This is a genomic window from Rhodococcus sp. 06-1460-1B, from assembly GCF_002258475.1.
Lineage (GTDB): Bacteria > Actinomycetota > Actinomycetes > Mycobacteriales > Mycobacteriaceae > Rhodococcoides > Rhodococcoides fascians.
The window spans coordinates 331,424-352,067 of sequence record NZ_NOYS01000041.1; the positions used below are offsets into that span (position 1 = coordinate 331,424).

Annotated in this window: 16 protein-coding genes; 1 reads left to right on the plus strand and 15 read right to left on the minus strand. The window is 65.3% G+C overall.

From position 1 onward, the window contains the following. The 14 genes from CH268_RS24490 to CH268_RS24555 form a co-directional block, all read right to left on the minus strand. Positions 1–1,656 (minus strand): VWA domain-containing protein, encoded by a 1,656-nt coding sequence (locus CH268_RS24490; protein ID WP_094666140.1) that lies wholly within the window; start codon positions 1,654–1,656, stop codon positions 1–3. 104 nt (positions 1,657–1,760) lie between these two features. Beyond that, positions 1,761–3,392 carry a VWA domain-containing protein gene (locus tag CH268_RS24495; protein ID WP_094666141.1) on the minus strand — a complete coding sequence of 544 codons (1,632 nt, stop codon included), beginning with the start codon at positions 3,390–3,392 and terminating at the stop codon, positions 1,761–1,763. A 20-nt stretch (positions 3,393–3,412) separates the two neighbouring features. Continuing rightward, positions 3,413–3,844, minus strand: a complete 432-nt coding sequence (locus CH268_RS24500; protein WP_027495972.1) for a type II toxin-antitoxin system Rv0910 family toxin — start codon at positions 3,842–3,844, stop codon at positions 3,413–3,415. 84 nt (positions 3,845–3,928) lie between these two features. Continuing rightward, the gene (locus CH268_RS24505) at positions 3,929–5,578 is read right to left on the minus strand and encodes a solute symporter family protein (RefSeq protein WP_094666142.1); all 1,650 of its coding nucleotides are present in this window, start codon (positions 5,576–5,578) and stop codon (positions 3,929–3,931) included. Continuing rightward, positions 5,575–5,874 carry a DUF485 domain-containing protein gene (locus tag CH268_RS24510; RefSeq protein ID WP_080729374.1) on the minus strand — a complete coding sequence of 100 codons (300 nt, stop codon included), beginning with the start codon at positions 5,872–5,874 and terminating at the stop codon, positions 5,575–5,577. Before CH268_RS24510 ends, CH268_RS24505 begins: the two co-directional genes overlap by 4 nt. Before the next feature lie 201 nt (positions 5,875–6,075). Beyond that, positions 6,076–7,818, minus strand: a complete 1,743-nt coding sequence (locus CH268_RS24515; protein ID WP_032365960.1) for a sodium/solute symporter — start codon at positions 7,816–7,818, stop codon at positions 6,076–6,078. Positions 7,819–7,824: 6 nt separating this feature from the next. Further along, positions 7,825–8,184, minus strand: a complete 360-nt coding sequence (locus CH268_RS24520) for a hypothetical protein (protein WP_027495968.1) — start codon at positions 8,182–8,184, stop codon at positions 7,825–7,827. 13 nt (positions 8,185–8,197) lie between these two features. Then, complete coding sequence (locus CH268_RS24525) at positions 8,198–9,001, minus strand: LytR/AlgR family response regulator transcription factor (RefSeq protein WP_094666143.1); 804 nt, start codon at positions 8,999–9,001, stop codon at positions 8,198–8,200. Then, the gene (locus CH268_RS24530) at positions 8,998–10,170 is read right to left on the minus strand and encodes a sensor histidine kinase (RefSeq protein WP_032407615.1); all 1,173 of its coding nucleotides are present in this window, start codon (positions 10,168–10,170) and stop codon (positions 8,998–9,000) included. Before CH268_RS24530 ends, CH268_RS24525 begins: the two co-directional genes overlap by 4 nt. After that, positions 10,167–11,348, minus strand: coding sequence for an alpha/beta hydrolase family protein (locus CH268_RS24535; RefSeq protein ID WP_094666144.1), 1,182 nt, complete (start codon positions 11,346–11,348; stop codon positions 10,167–10,169). The genes CH268_RS24530 and CH268_RS24535 overlap by 4 nt, the downstream gene beginning before the upstream one ends. A 29-nt stretch (positions 11,349–11,377) precedes the next feature. Beyond that, positions 11,378–13,003 carry a Na+/H+ antiporter gene (locus tag CH268_RS24540; RefSeq protein WP_032399860.1) on the minus strand — a complete coding sequence of 542 codons (1,626 nt, stop codon included), beginning with the start codon at positions 13,001–13,003 and terminating at the stop codon, positions 11,378–11,380. 76 nt (positions 13,004–13,079) lie between these two features. Beyond that, complete coding sequence (locus CH268_RS24545) at positions 13,080–13,268, minus strand: antitoxin (RefSeq protein WP_027495963.1); 189 nt, start codon at positions 13,266–13,268, stop codon at positions 13,080–13,082. 41 nt (positions 13,269–13,309) lie between these two features. Further along, positions 13,310–15,706, minus strand: a complete 2,397-nt coding sequence (locus CH268_RS24550) for an HAD-IC family P-type ATPase (protein ID WP_094666145.1) — start codon at positions 15,704–15,706, stop codon at positions 13,310–13,312. 20 nt (positions 15,707–15,726) lie between these two features. Next, positions 15,727–16,842, minus strand: coding sequence for an MBL fold metallo-hydrolase (locus CH268_RS24555; RefSeq protein ID WP_094666212.1), 1,116 nt, complete (start codon positions 16,840–16,842; stop codon positions 15,727–15,729). A gap of 94 nt (positions 16,843–16,936) precedes the next feature. Between CH268_RS24555 and htpG the strand changes: the two genes are divergently transcribed. Further along, positions 16,937–18,862, plus strand: coding sequence for a molecular chaperone HtpG (htpG, locus tag CH268_RS24560; protein ID WP_032385717.1), 1,926 nt, complete (start codon positions 16,937–16,939; stop codon positions 18,860–18,862). Between the two features lie 70 nt (positions 18,863–18,932). Here the strand turns inward: htpG and CH268_RS24565 are convergent, their stop codons facing one another. Further along, the gene (locus CH268_RS24565) at positions 18,933–20,579 is read right to left on the minus strand and encodes a purine-cytosine permease family protein (protein ID WP_094666146.1); all 1,647 of its coding nucleotides are present in this window, start codon (positions 20,577–20,579) and stop codon (positions 18,933–18,935) included. Positions 20,580–20,644 lie beyond the last annotated feature (65 nt).

Consider the following 20,644-nt stretch of genomic DNA (forward strand, 5'->3'; position numbering starts at 1 on the left):
CTACTCCCCCGCGAGACGCTCGGTGCGCGAGTTCAACGCCTTGACGAACACGTCCGGGATGTCGCGGGGATCCTCGGCGACATAGCTCGTACCACCGGTGGCCGCGGAGATCTGCTGCAGCGCAACCGGATCGGCATCACTGGTGACACCGACCGTGATGATCACGATGGGACGCACCGGATCCTGCTCCTTCTGCAGGGCAGCGAGAAGCTGATCCAGAGAAATGCTGCCGTTGTCCTCGTTCGCGCCGTCGGTGAGGATGATGACGCTGTTGACGTAATCGGGGTCGTAGCCCTCCTTGACACGTCGGAACGCCGCCAGCGTCGTGTCGTAAAGTCCGGTCCCGCCTCCGACCAGAGCCGGTAGCCCACGGACTGCATCGAGAATGGCCTGACGCTGCGGCTTACCGTCGAACGTGTTGCTCACCGGGCCGAGCGGCACCAGTTCTCGGTAATCCTGCTTTCCACCACCGAGTCCGATGGAGAAGGCCCACAGCCCCATCTGCGTCTGGTCGCTGAACAGATCGTTGGCACCGAGCGACGCATCGACGGTCAACGCGATGCGGGTGGAGTCGCCGGATTTCGCCGCCATCGAACCCGATACGTCCTCGACGACGAGGGTCCGCAGCGGCAACGCGAGCACCGCCCAGTCGCGCAGCGTCGTCTCGATCGACAGCGGATTCTTGATTTCCAACGCGGCGACCGAGCCGACGCCTCTGCCGTCGGCCAAGGGGGTTCCACTCGACGTTCGGAAGCCGGCTGCAACGAGTGTGTCCGTCGCCGACTGCGAGGCCAGCACCGACGCCAACGCGGCCCCGGCGGCCTTGACGCGGTCGTACTCCGGCCCGGCCGGAGCCGTGACGGCGAGGGGGTAGTTGAGGAAGTAGCTGCCCGTCGGCGGCACCGACTCGGTGAGCGACGATCCGGGGTTCGCTGCCTCGTAGGCCAGCACGGCCTGTTCGGTGGCGACGCTGGTTCCGCCCTCGGTCGCCACCTGGGCGACGAGGTCCGGGGTGTCGTGGGGCGTGTCGGCTATCCGGCCGAAGTCCTGTGCCATGGGCACCAGAGCGGCGGACACGGCTTTGGCGTCGGAGATCGCGACCTCGGACTCGGCCAGCGCACCGAGGATCGCAGCGTTGGACGCACTACTGGTGAGCGGATCGCCGATGCGTTGGCCCGGCATCTGCAGCACGCTGAGCCAGGTGTCGGTCACCGGAGCGGCCTCGGAGGCCGACACCAGCACGGGAAGTGTGTTCGCCACCGACGTCTTGGCGAGTTCGGGCAGGGCTCCGGTCGAACGCAAAGTCTTGAGCAGCCACAACGTGGAGTCCGGGATCCACAGGTCGGGGCGGTTCTCGTCGGTACCTGCGATCTCGGTGGCCGTGTCGGTGGGGCGCTCGGCCCGCACCTCGAAGTCGACGCAGCCGCGGTCCACCTCGCCCGCCTGGGCCAGGATCTGCTGCACCGGTTCGGCGATCGAGGTGTCCACCGCGAGCGAGACCGTGTCCAGCGATTCGCACGAGTCCGAACCCGCTGCGCGTACGGCCTGGACGCCGAACCAGCCTCCGGCCGCGACCACGACTACTGCCAGCGCGGCCGCGCCCCAGGTCACGGCAGGACTGAACCTGCGACTACTGCCGCTGTGACGTCCCGACATCGCTGGCTCCCCCTACCTCTACCCCCGACACGACTGTATTGCGGGACTTCTCCGCACTACCCCACGTGACGGAGAGCACGCGGCGCACAGCATAGCCGCTCCCGTCACCGACCGGAACGGCTTCTCAGCGCATTGACGAAGACGTTCGGGATCTCGGCCGGGTTCCGAGCGACGAAACTCGTCCCACCGGTGGCAGCCGAAATCTGCTGAAGAACTCCGGCATCGGCGTCGTCGGTGATACCGATGGTGACGATGACGACCGGACGAGACGGGTCCTGTTCGGTGCGCAGTGTGGCCAGCAACTCGTCGAGCGAGATGCTGTTCGGATCCTCGTTGGCACCGTCGGTGAGGATGATGACGCTGTTCACCGCATCGGGGTCGTAGCCCTGCTGCACGGTGCGGAACGCGGCCAACGTGGTGTCGTACAGTCCGGTTCCACCACCGACCAGGGACGGAAGGGTGCGGGTCTGCTGCAGCAGTACTTCCCGCTGGGTCGTGTTGCCGACCTTCTCGTCCATGCGCCGGATCGGTGCCAGCTCACGGTAATCCTGGTCGCCGCCGCCGAGTCCGATGGAGAAGGCCCACAATCCCATCGACGCATTGTCGGGAAACAGTCGATTCCCGGTCTCGCTGGCCTGCACCGTCATCGCGATCCGGGTGTTCGCCCCGGCGCTGTAGTTCATCGAGCCGGACACGTCTTCCATCACGAGCGTTCGCGACGGGAGCGCCAGCACCTGATATTGACGCAGCACCGATTCGGCAGCCTGCTGGTCGCCGATCGCCAGACTCTCGACGGCACCGATACCACGATCCGAATCGAGGGGCGCGTTGTCTTCCGACCGAAAACCGGCCTCGGACAACATCTCCCGACCTCGACCGGATTCGATGACCACGGCCAGCGCGCTGCCGACCGACTTCGCGCTGTCGTGTCGCTCGCCTGCAGGCTCGGTGACGGCCAGCGGGAAGTTCAGAAAGATGCTGCCCGTCGGCGGCACCGTCGCACCGAGTTCGGCACCGGTGTCGTTTCGGTACTGCAACATGGTCTGCTCGGACACCACGGCCACGCCGCCGTCGGCCACCAGATCGTCCAACCGGGTGGCGGGATCGGCTTCGCCGCGGGTGGCGGCCTGAGCCTGAGCGATCGGCACGAGCGCCGTCGACACCGCATCGAGGGCCTTCTCGTCCTCACCCGCCTCGGCCACCGCCCCGAGGATCGCCGCGTCGGAGATGGTGTTGGCCAACGGATTACCGATGCGCAAACCTTCGAGCTTCAGTGCGGTGAGCCACGTGTCGAAGAACGGAACCTCGTCCTTGCGGGTTGCGAGGACGGCCGGGGTGCTCGCCACCGACTGGCTCGCCAGGTCGATCAGCGACGCGGTCGATCGCACTGTCTTGCCGACCCACAGCGACGAATCGGGAATCCAGAGCGAGGGAACGTCGTCGCCTTTGGCCACTGCGGCCGACACCTGACCCGACTCCATCGCCGTCACCGCCACCTCGGCACAACCGAGATCCTCGGGCGCGGAGTCGTCGACGATCTTCTGCAGTACCGGTGCGATGGCGGGGTCGGCAGCCAACGTGTAGTTCGACGTGTCACCGCAGTCGCTGCCGAAGACCTTCTGCGCCACGAACACTCCGCCTGCGACGATCAGAAGCAGGACGACGGCAACGACGACGTACTTGGCGAACCCTCTGCTGCCCGTCGCGGACGACGGCGCACTGTGCCTACCGGGCATGCATCTCCACTCCTACACCGTCAGGCGTAGATCTTGACGAACGTCTTCAGCGAGTTCTCGATGTCGCCCTTGAGTGCGCGAGCGACACCGGACCCGATGGGTCCGAACAACGGGGCACCGCCCAGATTGACGTCGATCGTGATCTCGGACCCGTCGCCCTTGGACTTCACCGACAGGTCCAGACCGATCTTCACTCCGCCCTTGCCGTTGCCCTTGAGCTCGAGCTTCCGGGGCGGGTCGTAGGACTCGATCTTCCACGAGACGCGGTTGCGCATGCCCTTCACGCTGGCGATGGAGTCCAGGGTGGTGCCGACGGCCAGCTGCTCGGGCAGCTCACCGCGCCACGCTTCGTGGATGGAGAGCCACTGCTCGTAGCCGGACAGATCGGACGCATGCGCCCACGTCTGCTCGGGGGTCAGCGGGACGTCGAGGGAAACCTTCAGCTTGGCCACAGCAGGGATGGTAACCGCTGGACGAAAAATGCCCGTGTGAGGCCTTGCTCACACGGGCACTTCGCGAACAGTCCTACAGGTGGATCAGTGGGCGCTGGCCTTCTCCGCACCGATGCCGGTGAGAGAGCGAACCTCCATCTCGGCCTGCTTGTCGGTGTTCTCGGTGTCCTTCGAGATCAGCGTTCCGACGATGCCGAGAATGAATGCCAACGGGATCGACACGATGCCGGGGTTGGACAGCGGGAACCACGCGAAGTCCGAGCCGGGGATCATCGACGTCTTCGATCCCGACACGGCCGGGGAGAAGATGATCAGCACGATCGTCGAGATCAGGCCGCCGTACATGCTGAACAGTGCGCCAGTGGTGGTGAAGCGACGCCAGAACAGCGAGTACAGGATGGTCGGCAGATTCGCTGCTGCCGCGACGGCGAACGCCAGCGCCACCAGGAAGGCGATGTTCTGCCCGTTTGCGAGGATGCCGAGGCCGATGGCCAGGATGCCGATGACGACGGCCGTGATGCGCGAGACCTTGACCTGCTTCTTGTCGTCGACCTGGCCCTTCTTGATGACGCTCGCATAGATGTCGTGAGCGAACGACGCCGACGCGGTGATCGTCAATCCGGCGACGACGGCGAGGATGGTCGCGAAGGCGACCGCAGAGATGACGCCGAGCAGAATGACGCCGCCGAGCTCGAAGGCCAACAGCGGAGCCGCGGAGTTCTGGCCGCCTGCGGAGGCCAGGATGCGGTCGGGTCCGACGATCGCTGCGGCACCGTAGCCGAGCACGAGGGTGAACAGGTAGAACGCACCGATGAGCGCGATGGCCCACACGACACTGCGACGAGCTTCCTTGGCGGTGGGCACCGTGTAGAAGCGCATCAGCACGTGCGGCAGACCTGCCGTGCCGAGGACGAGTGCGATGCCGAGCGACAGGAAGTTGATCTTCGAGGTGGCGCTGCCGCCGTACTGGGCACCGGGTTCGATGACGTCGCGAGCGCCGACAATCGGGTCGGCCGAGCTCGACACCATCGCCTGCGCGCTACCGAGAAGCTCGGAGAAGTTCAGGCCGAACTTGGCGAGCACGAGCACGGTCATGAATGCGGCACCGGCGATGAGCAGAACCGCCTTGATGATCTGCACCCACGTGGTGCCCTTCATGCCGCCGATGAGCACGTACGCGATCATCAACACACCGACGATGGCAATGACGATGGACTGCCCGGTGCGGTCGGAGATGTCGAGCAGCAGTGCGACGAGTCCGCCGGCACCTGCCATCTGAGCCAACAGGTAGAACAGCGACACGGTCAGGGTCGACAGTGCGGCCGCGGTGCGCACCGGGCCTTGCTTGAGCCGGAAGCTCAGCACGTCCGCCATCGTGAATTTGCCGGTGTTCCTGAGCAATTCGGCGACGAGCAGGAGCGCGACGAGCCAGGCGACGAGGAACCCGATGGAGTACAGGAAGCCGTCGTAGCCGTAGACGGCGATGGCACCGGCGATACCGAGAAAGCTTGCGGCCGAGAGGTAGTCACCGGCAATGGCGACGCCGTTCTGCGGTCCGGAGAATCCGCCGCCCGCGGTGAAGAACTCCGCAGACGTCGCGTTCTTCTTGGAAGCACGAATGACGACGGCCATCGTGATGAGAACGAACGCGCCGAAGATCGCGATGTTGACGAGCGGTTCACCGACGGTGGTGTCGGCGGCCTGGGCAAGAATGTTTACGGCTTCTACATTCACGGCTTCGCTCCCTGGGAGGCTTCCATCTCGGCGCGCAGGGCTGCGGCGCGAGGATCGAGTTCACGGTTGGCGAACCGCACGTAGATGCCGGTGATGGCGAACGTGGTGACGAACTGGCCGAGGCCGAGCAGCAAACCGACGTTGATGTTGCCCCACACCTTGGTCGACATGAAGTCGACGGCGTAGGTGCTCAGCAGCACGTAGACGACGTACCAGACCAGGAAGAACCCGGCCATCGGGAACACGAAGCTACGCAGGCGGTGCCGGAGTTCCTGGAACTCGGGACTGGCCTGCATGTCGACGAACGCTTGCGCGTCCGGTGGCGAATTGGTTTCCGGTGCGGTCACCTTGGACTCCTGAAGTTGATGTGAGCTGTAGCTGACTCGGAACAGTAGTGAGAGTCAGGTCACAACATCAGGGGGTGGCGTCGATCACACGACGGGCTGCGGGAGTGTGCGACGAGCGGTAGCGCAGACCCGACGAACGGCCTTCTCTCGCTACAGCTCGCGCTCTCGGTCTTTGCCCATGTCGAGGCCTTCGGGCAGGTGCAGTCGGGCGAAGATTCGGGAAATGTCCGATGGCACCGTTCGCCGGGTGGCGAGGCTGACGACGATCATCGCGGCGAAGGCCACGGGAACGCTGACCGCGGCCGGGTAGCCGAGTATCGCTGCCGCCCAGCCCCCGAGGACGCCGTCGGAGATGGGGGTGACGACGGAGATCGACGCGGCGACGAGGGAGAGTCCGCCGCCGAGGAACAGCCCGGCCGCGGCTCCTGCTGCGGTGAGTCCGCGCCACCAGATGCCGAGCACGAGCAGCGGACACAGCGTGGACGCGGCGACGGCGAACACGAGCCCGACGGTACGCGAGAGATCCAGCGAGACAACGCCGATCGACAGTGCAAGTGGCACTGCGCCGGCAAGGACGGCCGCGACACGGAAGTCTCGGACCTTGCCGGAGAGCACGTCGGTGCTCAGGACGCCCGCGATGCTGACCAGCAGGCCGGACGACGTGGACAGGAAGGCGGCGATGGCTCCGGCGGCGACGAGTGCGGCCAGCAACTGGCCGGGTACCCCCGACAGCACGGAGCCGGGCAGCAGCAACACTGCGGCGTCGGAGGCACCGGTGATCAGCAGTTGCGGCACGTAGAGCCGGGCGAACACTCCGAGGACCGTCGGGAACAGATAGAACGTGCCGAGCAGCGCCAGCACGGTCAGCGAGGTCAATCGCGCCGCTCGGCCGTCGGGGTTGGTGTAGAACCGCACCAGCACGTGCGGCAGCCCTAGGGTGCCGAGGAACGTGGCCAGGATCAGTGAATACACCTGGTAGAGCGGGTGCTGACCGCCCAGTCCCCCGCCGGGCATCGCCCAGGCGCGGTCGGTGGTCGGTGCGCCGGCGACCACCGGAACCGGCGAGCCTGCGTCGAGGGTGAGCAGTGTCCCGGACCCGAGCCGGTGTTCGCCTGCATCGAGATTCACACGTCCATCGACGCTCTGCTCGTCCAGGGTTCCTGCCACGGACACCACGATCGGTGAGTCGACCTGCACGAGCACGTCGGTGGTGATGTCGACCCGGGTCTGCTCGGCGACGGTCGGCGGGGCCGCGCTACCGACGCTGCGGTCGTCGGCGACGAAGTGGACGGTCAGCACCAGTGCGGGGATGGCGATCGCGGTGAGCTTGAGCCAGTACTGGAACGCCTGCACGAAGGTGATCGAGCGCATTCCGCCGCCGACGACGTTCGCGATGACGATCAGACCGACCGCGAGCGCTCCCACCCAGCCCGGCACTCCGAGGAGGATGTTCAGCGTCAGGCCTGCGCCCTGGAACTGCGGCACCAGATACAGCGCGCAGATCACCACCACCACGAGCATGGCCACGGTACGCAACCATGGTGCGCCGAGCCGGAATTCGACGAAGTCGGGCACCGTGTACGCACCGCTCCTGCGCAGTGGGGCAGCAACGAACAGCAGTAGACCGAGATAGCCTGCGGTGAAGCCGACGGGATACCACAGCGCATCGGCACCGTACTTGGCGATGAGACCGGCAACACCGAGAAATGATGCCGCAGAAAGGTACTCGCCACTGATGGCCGCGGCGTTCCACCGCGGTCCGACGGTCCGCGAGGCCACCAGGAAGTCGGAGGTGGTGCGCGCCAACCGAACTCCGTAGACACCGATGCCGACGGTAGCCACCGCGGCCACGATCAACGCAATCAATGTCGCGACGGGTATCGATCCGTTCACCGGCGCCTAGTCCTCGACCAGGCCGACGAACTCGGCCTCGTTACGCTCGGCGCGGCGCACGTACGCGCGGCCGACGCCGAACAGCAACGGATAGATGGCCACCCCCAGCAGTAACCACGGCAACCCGATACCGAACGGCGCGACATCGGTGAAACGGGTGAGCAGCATGCCCAGTAGGGGAATCGCGAACAGGATCGACAACGTCATCACCGCCAGCCGCAGCGACAGCAGGAGTTGCGCACGCACCAGGCTTCGCACCAGCGCGTCGCCCACCTCGGTTTGCTCCTGCACCTCGACGCGGGTGCGCACCAGGCGCGCGCCGCGGCGCTGCGAGAGCACCACCCGCTCCCGGTGCGGCTGACTCACCGCGCACCTCTCGTCACCGCGACGACCACGACTGCAGCGGACCGCGCACGAGCCGGTCCTTGAGTTCTCTGGTGTGCCGCCGGCTCACCGGGAGTTCACAGGCCGGCAGCGCGCCGGTGGCGCGCAGACACACCACCAAGCCCGAACCGACGCTTCTGATTCCGGTGACCAACGGAAGCGACACCAGATACGAACGATGCACTCTCAGGAAACCGGCATCGGCCCAACGGCTTTCGAGAGCCGAGATGGGAATGCGCACCAGGTGCGAACCGGTGGCGGTATGCAGCCGCGCGTAGTCACCGTCGGCCTCCACCCACGCCACCGACGACCGGTGCACCAGCGTGGTGGTTCCACCGAGCTCGACCGGGATGACCTCGTCGGCAGTCGATTCGCCCGACTCGGCGGGCCGACGACGGGCGAGCAGAACCCGTCGGACGGCCTCGGCCAAGCGGTCGTCGCGCAACGGCTTGAGGAGGTAGTCCACCGCGCCCAGATCGAAGGCAGCCAACGCCCGATCGTCGTGCGCGGTGACGAACACGACCGCAGGTGGCCGAGCGAACGCCGACAGGATCCCGGCGAGCTCGAGGCCGTCGAGGCCGGGCATGTTGATGTCGAGGAACACTGCATCGACCACGGATTGGCCGGAGGTCTGCTTGAGTTGGCGCAGGGCTGTGGTCGCGTCCTGCGCGGTGTACACCTCGGCCACGGCCTCCTGCTCGCGCAGCAGGAAAGCCAGCTCGTCCAGGGCAGGCCGCTCGTCGTCGACCGCCAGCACGACCAGCCCGCGCGCCGAACCGGAGTTCGCTGGATGCGTCATGCCCGCACCCCCGGCCTGAACTTGGGCACCCGCATGCTCACTTTCGTGCCTGCTCCCGGTGCGGTGTCCACGACGAGACCGTAGTCGTTTCCGAAGGCCGCCCGCAGCCGATCGTCCACGTTCGCCAGTCCGACGTGGGCCGCATCCTCGGTGTGCAGGCTGCCCGATCGCAGTACCTCGGGGTCCATTCCCACTCCGTCGTCCTCGATGCTGATCACGGCGTCGGTGCCCTCGTCGGCGGCAATGATCGTGACGCGACCGCCGTCGGCCTTGCCCGACAACCCGTGCCGGACGGCATTCTCCACCAGTGGCTGCAGCGCCAGAAACGGCAGCGCCACCCCGAGCACCTCGGGAGCCACCTGCAGGGTGACCTGCAGCGAATCGCCGAACCGGGCCCGTTCGAGCGTCAGGTACCGATCGATGTTGCGCAGCTCGTCGGCGAGCACGGTGAATTCCCCGGCGTTGCGGAAGGAGTACCGGGTGAAATCGGCGAATTCGAGCACCAGTTCCCGTGCCCGATCCGGATCGGTACGGACGAACGACGCGATGGTGCCCAGCGCGTTGTAGATGAAGTGCGGGCTGATCTGGGCCCGGAGTGCACGCACCTCGGCTCGGTCCAACCGCGCCCGCGATGCGTCCAGTTCGGCGAGTTCGATCTGACCGAACGCGTAGCGCGCGACCTCGGCGATGGCCCCGAGCATGCCCGGCCCTGGTTCGGCCACCACCGCGGCACCGAGCACCCCCGCCACCGGCGAATCCTCGTCGATCAACGGCTGCACCACCAGCGCTTTGACCTCGTGAATCGAGCCGAGCGGAAGCCTCACGAGCACGCGGCGCTGCCCGTCGACGGCGCGTCTGGCCGCCTCCACGAACGCCGGCGTCAACTCCGGCCACGGCCCGTCCCAGGCGAGCAGCGACGCACTCGGATCGCAGATACCCAATGCATCCGCCCCGGTCAGGACCCGAAGATGGGGAGCAGCGGCGGCAGCCGAGCGGGCGTCGAGACCGTTCCGCAGCGGCTTCGCCGCCAACGAGGCGGTATGCAGGGTGGCGTGAACCGCGCGCTCCTCCGGGGTGGTCAGATCGCGTCGGCCACGCAGGCTGATCAGCGCGATGGCGGTGACGATCGCCGCCACGATCACCGCCATCCACGCCAGTGCCGCGGTCATCGTGCGCAGGTGGTCGAGTTGGGCACGTTCAGGAAACGCTCGACGAGCCAGTCGACGCCGATACCGTTGGCGGCCAGATCCGCGTGCCCCTGCTCGGGTTCCGAACGCAGTTCCACGTCGTCGCCGAGTCCGCAGGCTTTCGCCACGGCGTCGCGGGTCCACTGCGGATCGATCAGGTCGTCGCGCTCGCCGACCAGAACGAACAGCGGAACATCGGTGCGGGACGTCGGCAGCGCCACCGATCGGAGCCAGTCCGTCATTCGATTCGCGGCCCGGTCATCGGCCGGGACGGCATCGGCCGGATCGATGACGGCACCCGCGTCGGCCTTGGAGAAACCGAGCAGATCGCTGCACGCCGTCAGCGCGGTCACGTTGTCGGCGAAGGTGCCGCGGATGTAGTCGGAGCGCTCGACGCTCGGATCCGTGACGTGCAGACCCTCGTAGAGAAACGGCACCAGCAACTGACGGGACAGGGTCTGTTCGGTGTCGGCTGCGAAGTACCGCGTCAGATCGGCTGCGGGCGACAGCGCGGCGACTCCGACCAGTTCCAAACCGTCGCCGTACTCCGCATTACGCTCGGCAGCGGCCCAGACCGCTTGTCCCCCTTGAGAAGTGCCGATGGCACCCCATCGGGTTCCGACGTCGGGCACCACGGTACGCGCGGCGCGCACGGCATCGATGACGTCGTAGGCCGCAGCATCGATATTCAGATACGCCGGATGACCCGGAGTCCCCAGACCCTGGTAATCCGTCACCACCACGACGGTGCCGCGCTCGAGGAAGGGCGTCACCAGGCCGATGGTGCCCAACAGGTTCGGATACAGCGAGGGCGCACACTCGTCGGTGACACCGGTGGTGCCGTGCCCGACCGAGACGATCGGCCAGCCACCGGCAGGCGCAGAACCCTTGGGCACGAACACGGTTGCCGATGTCTCGGTTCTGCCTCCGGTGACGCCGTCGGTGGTGCGGTAGACGATCTTCGTGGCGGATCCACCCAGGAAGGCGACACCGATGTCGACCTGACCGAGCGGCATCGACGACACGATCGACCCGCGGTCGGAGCCCTCGGGTGCCGGATTCGACGTGGAGGCCGGAGCCACGGGAGGCACGGCAGGCGAGCCGCACGCGGCGAGGGCGAACACTAGTGCCGCGGCGGCCACCAGTCCGGTCGACCTCACTGTCTCAGCGCTCCCACTGTGTTCGTCGTCTACGTCGTGCGTCGTTCGATGCGTGCCTCGGCCGCGATCTCTTCCACGTCCAGACCATTCAACACTGCGCGGAGGGCTTCGTCGTCCAACTCCCCCGAGTCGCGGGCGGCGATCAGTGCGGCCCGCTGCGCGACCAGGACATTGTGCCGCAGGGTGTCGAACAGCGCGCCGGCCGCCGCGATTCGCTTCTCGCGGTCCTCGGTCTCGTCCGCGTCCATGCGGGCCCGCACCGACCGTCGCACGCGCGCGATCACCTCGGCTACCCGATCACTGTCGACGCCGGAGATGCCGTCCTTCGCGGCCCGCTCGAGGTACGTCTCGGCAGCCGTGCGGGCGATGGCCTGCGAGAGCAATCGTTGGTTGTCGTTGCGTTGCTGCTCGAGTGGATCGGCGACGTCCAATCGTCGAATAAGGAGCGGAAGCGTCAGGCCCTGCAGCAGCAACGTTCCGACTGCGACGACGAACGCGACCGCTTGAATCACCGCCCGCCCGGGAAATTCGTCGCCGAGCACGGTGGTGAACGGGACACCCGCGGCTGCGGCGAGAGTCACCACCCCGCGCATCCCGGCCCACGACAGCACCAGGTTCTGCTGCCACGTCAGGCCGTCGGCCACCCCCTCGCGGCGAAACACCGTGCGAAAGAGCAGGTTTCTCCCCGAGTTGAAGAAGATCCAAGCCGGACGAACGGTGATGACCACGAGCAGCACCAGCAGCGCGTACCCGAAGATGTGATGCACCGGAAGACCCTCGCGCTGCACCTCGGAAATGACGAACTTCAGCTGTAAACCCATGTACGCGAACACGAATGCTTCCAGCAGCAGGTCCACCGTCGGCCACACCTGGCGCTCCTGCACCCGGGTCGAGACCGACACGTCGGCCGTGACACGGCCCAGTACGAAACCTGCGGTGACGACGGCCAACACGCCGGACGCGTGAATCTCTTCCGCTGCCAAATACGCCGCGAACGGTAGGACGAGTCCGAGCACAGTCTCGAGCGCCGAGTCGGCGATCCGGTTTCGCACGAAACGAACGATGCGCGAGAGGACGAATCCGACCAGCACGCCGCCGACGATCTCGTACAGAAAGAACAGGACCGGTGAGCCGAGTTCGATACGACTGCCCGTCACCGACGCAACGGTCAAGGTGAACAAGGTCAACGCAGCCGCGTCGTTCACCAGGCTCTCCCCGGTGAGGATGGCCATCATTCTCGCGGGCAGGCCGAGCTTGCGACCGACGGCGATCGCAGAGACCGCGTCGGGTGGGGCCACGACGGCACCGAGCACGAGGGCCGCGCCCAGGGTCAGCTCGGGAACGAGCAGGTTGGCGAAGTACCCGACGGCCACGGTCGTCACGATCACCATCACCAGACCGAGGCGCAGGATCTGGCCGATGTTGCGGCGAAAACTGACGAAGGAGTAGTTCAGCGCCGCGGAGTACAGCAACGGCGGCAGCACGACACCGAGGATGAGCTGGGGCGAGAGACTGATGTGCGGTACGCCGGGCACGAACGATGCGATGGATCCGACGGTCACCAGAACGAGCGGGACCTGCAGGTCCAGACGCTTGGCGAATCCCGCGACCGCGATCGCGAAAATGACTACGAGAAGAAGTACCGGTCCGTCCACCCGCCCGATTCTGCCGTCCGCAGCGCCCTACGGCACCACCGACGACCCGAACACCGGGTGGACGGCCCGAATCGACCTACTTGTCCGGAATTGCCTTCTTGGCGGCTTCCTGCACCTTGTCGATCTTGTCGGCGTACTTGCCACCGGTCTTGTTGTCGATGAAGTCCCCGGCCTTCTCCACGACGTCGTCGATCTTGTCCGAGTTCTCTGCCGCAAGGTTCTTGCCCTTGTCGACCATGCCCTTCAAATTGTCTGCGAAGCCCATGAAACTCTCCTGCCAGTCGGGTGAAACGGAACACCTGCAGTTTACGTTCGCTCCTGCCGGTTGCGTAGTACCGATCCGAATCGGTGAGCAATCTCGACGAGTGCGATACCGACAGCGCCGATGATCAACGCGCTCGTGGTGGCACCGACGTTCGAGGGATCGAGCTTGAAGAAGGTGCGGCAGAACGGGATTGCGAACAACAGCAGGTATCCGCCGACGGATCCCGCGAGCAACACCACCTTCCACCAGGTGTACGGCCGCGCGACGACGGCCAGGACCCACAGCGCGATCATGATCAACGTGATCAGTGCGGTGGTGCTCGCCTGGGTCACCTGTGTCTCGGTGGCGTTCGGACCCGCGTAGGCCAGCAGATACGACACGAACGTGCACGAGCCGACGATCAACCCGGACGGAACGGCCAACCGCATCACCCGCGAGACGAACCCGCTGCGTGCCCGTTCGTTGTTCGGGGCCAGCGAGAGCACGAACGCCGGAATGCCGATGGTGAACCACGCGGCGATGGTCACGTGCCTCGGCAGGAAGGGATACGGGATCGGCTCGAAATGGAAGACCTGCGACAGCACTCCCGAGAGCCCGATGAGAAACGCCAGCAACACCGAGTACACGGTCTTGGTCAGGAACAGGTTGGACACGCGCTCGATGTTGCCGATGACGCGTCGCCCCTCCCCCACCACATAGGGCAGCGTGGCGAACTTGTTGTCCAACAACACGATCTGCGCGACGGCACGCGTGGCCGCACTACCCGAGCCCATCGAGACACCGATATCGGCGTCCTTCAGTGCGAGCACATCGTTGACGCCGTCACCGGTCATCGCAACGGTATGACCTCGAGACTGCAACGCGCCCACCATCGCACGCTTCTGGTCCGGCCGAACGCGGCCGAACGTCGTCGAGTTCTGGACGGAGTCGGCCAGTTGCTCGGAATCCTCGGGCAGGTCACGTGCGTCGATCGGGGCGTCGCCACCGGGAAGTCCGAGCGAGCCGGCCACCGCGCCGACCGACACGGCGTTGTCCCCGGAAATGACCTTGACCTGAACCTGCTGACTTGCGAAGTACTCCAACGTGTCTCGGGCGTCCTCGCGCACCTTCTGCTCGAGAATCACCAGAGCCCGCGGGGTGACGACTCCCGGCGCCGCGGTGTCGTCGACGGCGAGGTCACTGCTGGCGAGCAGCAGTACCCGCAGACCCTTGGAGCCGGCATCTTCGGCCTGTCGAGCGGTCTCCGAGGTCGGGTCGAGCAACACGTCCGGGGCACCGAGCAGCCAGTTACCGTGCTCGCCGTACGACAGACCGCTCCACTTCTTGGCCGAGGAGAACGGAGCTACCGCGCTCTGCGTCCACCCCGGCGCGTCGGGATACGCCTCACCGACGGCCTGCACACTGGCATTGGGACGCGGGTCGTCGTGCGCCAGAGACGCCAATACTTTTGTCACCGAGTCGGAGTCGTGCTCGTCGATCAACACCAATTCCGAGAGCCGCATGCCGTTCTCGGTGAGAGTGCCGGTCTTGTCGGCGCATACCACGTCGACTCGGGCGAGCCCTTCGATCGCAGGCAGCTCCTGCACCAGACATTGCCGCTGACCGAGCCTGATGACGCCCACGGCAAAAGCGATCGACGTCATCAGTACGAGACCCTCGGGGACCATCGGGACCAGGGCCGCGACCATGCCGTTCAAAGCAGGCCGCAGAGCCTGCCCGCTGGAGAACAACTGGTTGTAGATGATCAGCGCCCCGGCCGGAATCATCAGGTAAGTGATGAATTTCAAGATCTTGTCGATACCGCTGCGCAGCTCGGACTTGACCAGGGTGAACTTGCTGGCCTCCTCGGCGAGCTTGGCCGCATAGGCGTCGCGTCCGACCTTCGTCGCCCGGTAGGCCCCACTGCCCGAGACGACGAAGCTACCCGAAAGTACCTGCGCTGCTTCGAGTTTGTGCACCGTATCGGCCTCACCGGTGAGCAGCGACTCGTCGATCTCCAGGCTTGCCGTCTCGATCACCTCGCCGTCGACGACGATCTGATCGCCCGGTCCGAGTTCGACGATGTCACCGAGGACGACCTCGTCGGGCGGAATCTGTTGCGAGACACCGTCGCGTCGCACCTGCGGCTTGTTCTGGCCGACGATGGCCAGCCGATCCAGCGTGCGCTTCGCGCGGATCTCCTGAATGATTCCGATGCCACTGTTCGCGACGATCAACAGCCCGAACATGCCGTCGATCACCGAACCGGTCGAGAGCACGATGATCAGCAGCACACCGAGAATCGCGTTGATTCGGGTGAACACATTGCCCCGGACGATGTCGCGAACCGAACGTGAAGCGCGAGCGGGAACGTCGTTCGATTTCCCCTCGGCCCGCAGTGCGGCGACCTCCGCCTCGGTCAGCCCGGTATCCCGCTGTGCATCGGCGTCGATAGACATGGGTGCAGCCTAGTGCTGCCTCAGCCCAGACGGGTCCACCAGCGATCGTCGTGCAGGGCCCTCGTACCGTCGACGCGTTGACCCGGCATCGGTACCGCAACCTGCACACCCACGTCCTGGGCGGCGGCGTGCAGTCGCACGATCGGTTCGGACCACGGATGGAACGCCAGGTTGAACGTCGCCCAGTGAATCGGCACGAAGATTCCCGACGGCGTCAGATCGACGTGCGCGGTGACAGCCTCCTCGGGATTCATGTGAATGTCCGGCCAGCGCACGTCGTAGGCCCCGACCGGAAGAAGCGTCAGGTCGAAGGGTCCGTACTTACTGCCGATCTCGGCGAACTTCGGTGTGTAACCGGTGTCGCCGCCGAAGAAGACACGCCGCACCGGACCGGCGAACGCCCAGGACGCCCACTGCGTCGAATCCCGGGTCAGGCCGCGTCCGGAGAAGTGACGAGCCTCGGTGCACGTGACGGTGAGGCCACCGATCGCCGTCTGCTCGTCCCAATCGAGTTCGATGATGCGCTCACCCGGCACCCGCCACTTGCGCAGGTGCGCGCCGATGCCCAGAGGCACGACGAAGGGGGCCGACTGCGTGCTCGCCAGCTTCTGCACCGTCGCCTTGTCGAGATGGTCGTAATGATCGTGGGAGATCACGATGGCGTCGACCCGAGGTAGGTCCGTCAGGTCGACCGGCGTCGGATGCAGCCGTGCCGGGCCCACCACCGAGGACGGGGACACGCGATTGCTCCACACCGGATCGGCCAGAATGCGATACCCGTCGACCTCGACGAGCACACTCGAATGTCCGTACCAGGTGACCGCCAGCTCGCCCGCGTCCACCGGCGCGATCGGCGGTGCCAGTGGGATCGGCCGCTGCGGCCTGCCCTTACCTCGCTCGGTGAACAGCGAGACGAGCATGTTCTTTCGCCCCTTCTCGCCGCGACCCGGGACGTAACTCGAACTGGGGTCGGAGTTGTGGAATCGGCGGTCGCGGTAGCGCGGGGACCCGGCTGCGTACGGAGTGATGTGCACTCTCCTGGCACCGATGGCCGACGGAAGACCCCACAGCGCACGCGCCAACCATGCCCCGCCCAACGCTGCGGTTGCTCCTGCTGCCAACTTCGTCTTCGTCACGGGCACCACAGTAGGCGGCGCCGACGTCTTCGCAGCTCACCCGTAGCCTTGCCGTAGAATATTCGCGTCGGTTTTGCTGCTAGAAGGGGAGACATTGAGTACCGAACAGCTCGAATTCCAGGCGGAGACGCGTCAGCTCCTGGATCTGATGGTGCACTCCATCTACTCCAACAAGGACAGCTTTCTCCGTGAACTGATCTCGAACTCCTCGGACGCGCTGGACAAGCTGCGCCTGGAGTCGTACCGCAACAAGGATCTGGACGTCGACGTCTCGGATCTGCACATCGAGATCGATATCGACTCCTCCGCTCGTACCCTCACCATCCGGGACAACGGCATCGGAATGTCGCGCTCGGAGGTCATCGACCTCATCGGCACCCTCGCCAAGTCCGGCACCGCCGAGGTGCGCAAGAAGCTCAAGGAAGCCAAGGACGCCGCCGCCTCCGAGGAACTCATCGGCCAGTTCGGCATCGGCTTCTACTCCACGTTCATGGTGGCCGAGAAGGTCACGCTGCTCACCCGCAAGGCCGGTGAGAGCACGGCCACCAAGTGGGAGTCCACCGGCGAGGGCACCTACGAGATCACCGACGTCGACGACGCCCCGCAGGGCTCCTCGGTGACGCTCGCTCTCAAGCCCGCCGACGAGGAAGACCACCTCCACGACTACGCGTCCGAGCGCAAGATCAAGGAACTGGTCAAGAAGTACTCCGACTTCATCGCCTGGCCCATTCGCATCGACGTCGAGAAGCGCGTCAAGAGCGAAGAGGAGGGCGGCGAGGACACGGTCACCATCGAGACCGAGACGATCAACTCGCAGAAGGCGCTGTGGACCCGATCCAAGGACGAGGTGTCCGAGGAGGAATACAAGGAGTTCTACAAGCACGTCAGCCACGCCTGGGACGAGCCGCTCGAGGTCATCCCGTTCAAGGCCGAGGGCACGTTCGAATACCAAGCGCTGCTGTTCATTCCGTCGCAGGCACCGTTCGACCTGTTCATGCGCGAGAGCAAGGCCGGCGTACATCTGTACGTCAAGCGCGTGTTCATCATGGACGACTCGCAGGAACTGCTGCCCGAGTACCTGCGCTTCGTCAAGGGTGTCGTCGACGCAGCGGACCTCTCGCTCAACGTTTCTCGCGAGATCCTGCAGCAGGACCGGCAGATCCGCGCGATCCGTCGTCGCCTGACCAAGAAGGTGCTCTCGACCGTCAAGGAGCTGCAGAGCGAGCAGCCCGACAAGTACAAGACGCTGTGGTCGCAGTTCGGCACGGTCCTCAAGGAAGGCCTGATCTCCGACTCCGACAACCGCGAAACCCTGTTGGGCATCTCGTCGTTCGCGTCCACCCACTCCGAAGAGGGTCTGACGACCCTCGCCGAGTACGTGGACCGGATGAAGGACGGCCAGCAGCAGATCTACTACATGACGGGCGAATCGCGTCAGCAGATCGAGAGCTCGCCGCACATGGAGGCGTTCAAGGCGCGCGGTCTCGAGGTGCTGCTGCTCACCGACTCGGTCGACGAGGTGTGGGTCGGCAACGTCACCGACTTCGACGGAAAGTCGTTCCAGTCCATCGCCAAGGGTGAGGTGGACCTCGACACCGAGGAAGAAAAGAAGGAGTCCGAGGCCAAGCGCGAGGAGCAGGACAAGGAATTCGCGGACCTGCTCACCTGGCTGACCGACACCCTCGGCGAGGACGTCAAGGAGGTGCGTCTGTCGACGCGCCTGACGACATCACCGGCCTGCGTCGTCGGCGACGAGTTCAGCTTCTCCCCGCAGCTCGAGAAGATGTACAAGGCCTCGGGCCAGTTCGTGCCGACCTCCAAGCGCATCCTCGAACTCAACCCGAACCACGACCTGGTGACGGGACTGAAGAAGGCCCGCGAGGATCGCAGCGACGATCCGCACCTCGCCGAGACCGCCGAATTGCTCTATGCGACGGCACTTCTCGCCGAGGGAACCGAGCTGAAGGATCCGGCAAAGTTCTCCAAGCTGCTCGCCGATCGGTTGACGCGCACCATCTGAGTGCCTGCGGCAGTGGTGTGGTTAGGTGCCCCAGGCGGCACATAACCACACCACTGCGGCGCAGCCGCACTCACTGAGGCGGGAGAATGTGCTCCCCCGTCTTGTCGGTGCTCAGTGACAGCGAACTGATGTACTGCTTTTCTCCGTTGGGCCCCGGCACGTTGGACGCGATCATGTCGGGTCGCTCGAATTCCATGCCGCTGACGTGGCACATCACGAGCTCGTCGGACGGGTTGCCGTGCTCGTCGAACATCGGCAGGTCGATGCCGTCGTCGGTGCGTCGCAGGTAGTACTTGCCCTTGGTCGCCACCGCCAGGATGGGCGGAAGCACCAGTGCGAGAACGAGAGCCACGATGGGCGAATACGGTTTGATCGCAGACCCGAATGCCCCGAAGAACACCAGAATCGACAGGATCGCCGACACCGCCATCGATCCGAAGCCGACCGGATTGATGTTGTAGAGCATGCCGCGTCGGAACTCGGGCACCTTGGGCGAGAGCTTCAGGATGTACTTGTTGAACACGATGTCCGAGGCCACCACCGCGATCCACGCGATACCGCAGTTGGCGTAGAAGCCGAGGATGCTGTTGAGGAAGTCGAACATGTTGGCTTCCATCAGGATCAGCGCGATGGCCAGGTTGAACAGCACGAACACCATGCGGCCCGGATACGTCTTGGTGAGGCGGGTGTAGGAGTTGGTCCACGCCAGCGACCCCGAATACGCGTTGGTCACGTTGATCTTGATCTGGCTGATGACGACCAGGATCACCGCGAGGGTCATGGCGAGCCAGCCGGGCATGAAGTTCTCGTAGATCTCCAGGAACTGGTGCACCGGCTCGTTGGCGATGCTGGATCCGTCGACGACGTTGGCGATCAGGTACACGGCGAGGAAAAGGCCGACGACCTGCTTGAGTGCACCGAAGATGACCCAGCCGGGGCCGGCGAGAAGCACTGCCGTCCACCAGCGTCGGGAATTCTCGGGAGTCTTGGGCGGCATGAAACGCAGGTAGTCGATTTGCTCGGCGATCTGCGCGATGAGCGAGAGACACACGCCTGCGGCGAGCATGACCGACCCAATATTGACGCCCTTGCCGTCGGCCCCGTCCTGACCGCCGTAAGCGAAGAACTCGCCCACCGAGTCAGAATTGCTGATCACCAGGTAGACGAACGGCAGCACCATCAGGACGAGCCACAGCGGGGTGGTCCAGACCTGAAGTTTGGCAAGGGCTTTCATGCCGTAGATGACCAGCGGGATCACCATGATGGTCGAGACCGCGTACCCGATGGGCAACGGAATGCTCAGCCCCAGTTCGAGTCCCTGCGCCATGATCGAACCTTCGAGCGCGAAGAAGATGAACGTGAACGTCGCGAAGATGACGTTGGTGACCACCGACCCGTAGTAGCCGAAACCGCTGCCACGCGTGATCAAATCGAGGTCGATGTTGTAACGGGCCGCATAGTAGGCAAGCGGAAGGCCGGTCAGGAAGATGACGACGGCGAACACCAGAATGCCCCACAGTGCATTGCCGGTTCCGTACGAGATTCCGATATTGGCACCGATGGCGAAATCCGCGAGATACGCGATGCCGCCGAGCGCGGACGTCGCGACAACACCGGTCCCCCATTTACGGTAGCTACGCGGCGCGAAGCGCAGCGTGTAGTCCTCGAGCGTCTCTTTCAGCGCGGTATCTGTCGGCGCTGGCTGTACGGCGGTCATGGATCAACAACGTAGAACCGCCACGTTGCCGACGTGTCTTGAACCGATGTAGCTGGTGTTAATCG

Excerpts from the sequence above, each read along its gene's own strand:
- CH268_RS24490 (WP_094666140.1), bottom strand. The coding sequence starts at position 1,656 with ATGTCGGGACGTCACAGCGGCAGTAGTCGCAGGTTCAGTCCTGCCGTG.
- CH268_RS24495 (WP_094666141.1), bottom strand. The coding sequence starts at position 3,392 with ATGCCCGGTAGGCACAGTGCGCCGTCGTCCGCGACGGGCAGCAGAGGG.
- CH268_RS24510 (WP_080729374.1), bottom strand. The coding sequence starts at position 5,874 with ATGCAGGCCAGTCCCGAGTTCCAGGAACTCCGGCACCGCCTGCGTAGC.
- CH268_RS24525 (WP_094666143.1), bottom strand. The coding sequence starts at position 9,001 with ATGACGCATCCAGCGAACTCCGGTTCGGCGCGCGGGCTGGTCGTGCTG.
- CH268_RS24530 (WP_032407615.1), bottom strand. The coding sequence starts at position 10,170 with ATGACCGCGGCACTGGCGTGGATGGCGGTGATCGTGGCGGCGATCGTC.
- CH268_RS24545 (WP_027495963.1), bottom strand. The coding sequence starts at position 13,268 with ATGGGCTTCGCAGACAATTTGAAGGGCATGGTCGACAAGGGCAAGAAC.
- CH268_RS24550 (WP_094666145.1), bottom strand. The coding sequence starts at position 15,706 with ATGTCTATCGACGCCGATGCACAGCGGGATACCGGGCTGACCGAGGCG.
- CH268_RS24565 (WP_094666146.1), bottom strand. The coding sequence starts at position 20,579 with ATGACCGCCGTACAGCCAGCGCCGACAGATACCGCGCTGAAAGAGACG.